This window comes from Kitasatospora aureofaciens, from assembly GCF_019192735.1.
GTDB classification, from domain to species: domain Bacteria; phylum Actinomycetota; class Actinomycetes; order Streptomycetales; family Streptomycetaceae; genus Kitasatospora; species Kitasatospora aureofaciens_A.
The window spans coordinates 1-3907 of the sequence record NZ_JAHTKP010000143.1 but is presented as its reverse complement, the minus strand read 5'-3'; the positions used below and the strand labels follow the sequence as shown (position 1 = coordinate 3907).

Below are 3907 nucleotides of genomic sequence, written 5' to 3'. Positions count from 1 at the left end.
GATGCTGACCGACCCGTACCGGTCGGCGAACGCCCGGTAGTCCGCGGGCAGCTGGAAACCGATCGCCGCGGGTGCGAGCTCCCACGGGACCGGGGTCACGCCGTCCGCGGGCGGCGGTCCGATCACCGCGCCGAGTCGATCCAGCATCTCCTCGATGTCCATGCCCACTCCCATTGGTCGCCCGTTCCCGCCGGAGGCTATCCGCCTGCGGTGACACCGCAGGCGGTAGGGCCCAGCCCCGAAGCGTCCTGGCACCCGAAACAGAGGATCATCCGACCGAGGCAGCAGACTCCTCACGATCACCAAGCTCGATTGAGCAACGGCTTCTGAACACATTGACTTGACAGGGAAGAACACCTTCCCCACCGCCCGCGCCCGCCGCGCGGCCGCCGAGACTCTCCCCGTCCTCGACCCGCTGCTGCACCGGGCAGCCTGGCGTCGTCGCCGCGCTGGCGTAGCGGCTCGCGCGCGGCCGGCCGGGGCCCGCGTCAGCGAGCCCCGGCCGACGCATCGGTTTGAGGCCGGTCGCGGGGTGGGCCGGATGCCAGCCGGGGCGCCGTCGAGCAGGTCGAGCAGCAGCTCACGGCGCTCTCGGTAGGGGAGCTCTCGGTGGTCGGTGCCGTCGCCGGTGGCGAGGAGGTCGAAGGCTGCGAAGACGACGCTGGACCCGGCGCCGGACCGCGGTCCCTTGCCCGCGCGGCTCTGCAGAAGGCCGAAGGACACCTGCCCGCCGTCGGTGACGGCCAGGAGCTCGGACCTCCTCCTGAGAGGTCCGAGCCCCGCCGACTGACGGGCTCGAGGGCGACAGGTGGTGCGCTCCCCGCCGCACCTGTGCCCGCGAAGCGATTACTGGAATTGCTCCCAGCCGCCGATGACGTCTGCGCGGGCGCGCAGCTCGGCGTAGTTGTCACCGCCGTAGGCGAATTCGGCCGAGACGTACTTGCCGTTGGCGGAGGACCGGATCGAGTAGAGGCTGTTCCGGTTGTCGCGGCACAGGTTGAACTGTTCGAAGCCGGCCTCGACGTCGGCGCGGGCGCGCAGCTCGGCGTAGTTGTCACCGCCGTAGCCGAGTTCGGCCGAGACGAACCGGCCGTTGGACTGCGAGCGGAGGGGGGTGACCTCCGTGACGCAGGCGATCTCATCCGGAGCGGCGCTTCCCAACACGGTGTTCAGGTAGCTCTGGTAGGCCTGAAGCGCCCCGACGGCCCGGCCGATGCTGGGAGTGGCCACCGGGAGTTCGTTCCAGGTCAGCTCCCGCTGGTGGCCGTGCCGCCAGCCCCGGGTGTGCACCGCGTTGGTACGTGGGTTGTCACTGTTGGGGTCCTTGGCATCGATGTTCTGCCCGTTGTCCTCGAAGGACTGCAGGGCGTAGGCGCCCCAGTCCTCGGCGCCGCCCCATGAGAAGAGCTGCAGGCTGGGCGTGGGGTAGTTGAGGTTCTCCATCACCACGGCTCCCTCGTTGCCGCCGAGGTAGGCCGCGACCTTCTGCTTCTGGGGGTTGAAGAGCAGGAACCGGCCGCGGTCCCCGATCCGGATCCACTGGCAGTACGCGTTGGAGGCGTCGAACGGCTTGAGCCAGACACTGTCGTCGGTGGGACTGGCGCACAGGACGTGGTCGGGCCAGCCCCCGTTGGTGAGGAACACCGGCCCGGTGACCGACTGCGTCCAGGTGGCCGCGGAAGCGTGGGTCGCGGGCAGGCCGACCAGGCAGAGCAGGGCTGTGCTGGCGGCAACGGCGGTGGTCCGCAAGCCGCGCACGATGGAACCGGCGGTGCGCAAGAGACTCTTCATGGGTCTGGTCTCCTCAGCTCTTCGGGGTCAGCGCGTAGCGGACGGTCTGGGTCACGGGGATCGCGGTGAGGAAGACCGCAGCGAGGCCGGCCGCGGCGAGCCGGCGCCGAGCGGGAACAGCCCGCTTGGATCGCGTCATACGGAGACACTCCTTCAGGAAGATGGAAGGTGCATGACATCTGCGGCTCATCGAGGAACTCGACTGCGGCACTGGCAGGCCCATGACATCTGACGCGCCATTGATAGCCGGGTGTGAGCGGCGTGCGAGAAGCGTAGCTAAGTCATCGATGTATCTCAACCATCAATGTATGATGCCGATATGGCAGACCGTCACCTCCAGGAGCCGACCCGGCTCGTGCTCACCGCCCTGGCCGACGCCCCCCGGCACGGCTACGCGATCCTCCAGGAAGTCCAGGCCATCTCCGGGGGCCGCACCAAGCTCCTCACCGGCACCCTCTACACCGCCCTGGACCGCCTCCTCCAGCAAGGACTCATCCGCGTCGACCACGAGGAGGTCGTCGCCGGAAAGCTGCGCCGCAGCTTCGCCCTGACCGACCAGGGCCGCAGCACCCTCACAGCGGAGACGGAGCGTCTGCGCGCGGGCGTGGCTGAGGCCGAACGCCGGCTTGCGCTCGGCCAGCTCCAGCCGAACGGGGGAACGGTATGACCGCCCCGCTCCCGAACGCGCCCGCGAGCCTTTCGCTGCCCGCGCGGCTCCCGCTCCCGGCGAGGCTCCCGCTGCTCGGCCTCTACCCGGCCAAGTACCGTGCCGCGCACGGCGAGGAGATCGCCGCCGTCTTCGCCGAGGCCACCGAGAACGCGAGCCGCAGTACCGCCCTGCGCGAGTGGGCCCACCTCGCCGCCCACGCCCTGCGGCTGCGCACCCGGCTCAGCTCCTCCGACCCCCTCGGCCGGATCGCGGCCGGCGCCGCGCCGTTCATCCTCGCCAGCGGGGCGGGCCTGAGCATGGTCCGCTTGTTGACGGGACTCTTCCTGCTCGACCACTTCGGGTCGGAAGACTGGGGGCTCCCCGTCTCCTTCCGGGCCCTGATGGTGGCGCAGGCCTGCCCCTGGGTCCTCGCCCTGCTCTGCGCCTCCCTCGGTCGGTGGACGTCGGCCCGGATCCTGGTCCTGCTGGGAATCCTCGGGCGGATCGGCTCCGAGCTGGCGTCCACACCCTCTCCCCGGTGGGCCTTTGCCCTCTTTCTCCTCCTGCTGCTGCCGGCTGGGCTCGTGCCCGGCACGCTGCTGCTGATCACCCCGCCCGATGCCGTCGACCTCTCTGCGCGCGGCCGCGGCAGGCTCGTGCTCGCCTTTCTCGCCCTTGCGGTCCCGATGAGCGCCCTCGCCGTCTGCTGGCCCCGGCCCGACCCGATCGACATCTTCTTCGGCCCCACGGGCATCTCGCCCGTCGTCCAGAACCTGCTCGATGCATGCGCCGCCTGGCCCGTCGCCGTGATGAGCCTGGCCCTGCTTCTCCACCTCGGCGCCCCCCGGCCCGACCGCCTGCACGCCGCGGGCATCGCGGTGGCAGTCCTCCCCTGGACGGCCATGCTCGCCCCGCCCTACTACTTGGTGCCCTCGCAAAACTCCCATGACCTCCTGCGCAACGCCGGCGTCGTCCTCGCCTTCCTCGCCACCGCCACCCTCCTGGCCCACCTCCGTCACACCCTTCGTCGCTCCCGCCCCACCGACCCACCCACGACGACGTGAACACCCGAGCCTCAGCGCCTCGTTGACGGCGCCCAGCACACAACTGCCGCGCGGAGGCTCCCACCGTCTCAGCGAGATAACGCTGGCGCTCTCTCCCACTCCTCACCAAGAGCGGATTCCGGTACCCGCCCAAGTCCCGCACCACCGCAGGCGTTGTTAACCCGCGCCTGCGGGGCGTGCAGGATCCGCAGCTGCCCGCTGATGGCCATCCGTACAGCGCGGCGACCACCCCGTCCGCCGCTGTCGCGGCACGGGCAGCCCCTGGTCACGCTTGCGCGATCTTGGTGGCTAATTCCAAGTTCCTTGCGATGACCCAGAGTTGAGATGCTCTGGGGCGGCCCGGGGAGCGGTCTGGGACTTGTTCCTTGGGCCAGGGGTGGCAGCGTGGCCACGGTGCAGTGGA

General features: G+C 70.3%; 4 protein-coding genes. 2 read left to right on the top strand and 2 right to left on the bottom strand.

Features of this window, described 5'->3' with window-relative positions; all coding sequences use genetic code 11:
• Positions 1-846 precede the first annotated feature (846 nt).
• Positions 847-1791 (bottom strand): fascin domain-containing protein, encoded by a 945-nt coding sequence (locus tag KV557_RS41550; protein WP_218207312.1) that lies wholly within the window; start codon positions 1789-1791, stop codon positions 847-849.
• Positions 1792-1804: 13 nt separating this feature from the next.
• Positions 1805-1930, bottom strand: coding sequence for a hypothetical protein (locus KV557_RS43915; protein WP_256178741.1), 126 nt, complete (start codon positions 1928-1930; stop codon positions 1805-1807).
• Between the two features lie 180 nt (positions 1931-2110).
• Here KV557_RS43915 and KV557_RS41545 point away from each other — a divergent pair, with 180 nt between their 5' ends.
• The gene (locus KV557_RS41545) at positions 2111-2458 is read left to right on the top strand and encodes a PadR family transcriptional regulator (RefSeq protein WP_218207311.1); all 348 of its coding nucleotides are present in this window, start codon (positions 2111-2113) and stop codon (positions 2456-2458) included.
• Positions 2455-3504 (top strand): hypothetical protein, encoded by a 1050-nt coding sequence (locus tag KV557_RS41540; protein WP_218207310.1) that lies wholly within the window; start codon positions 2455-2457, stop codon positions 3502-3504. Before KV557_RS41545 ends, KV557_RS41540 begins: the two co-directional genes overlap by 4 nt.
• Positions 3505-3907 lie beyond the last annotated feature (403 nt).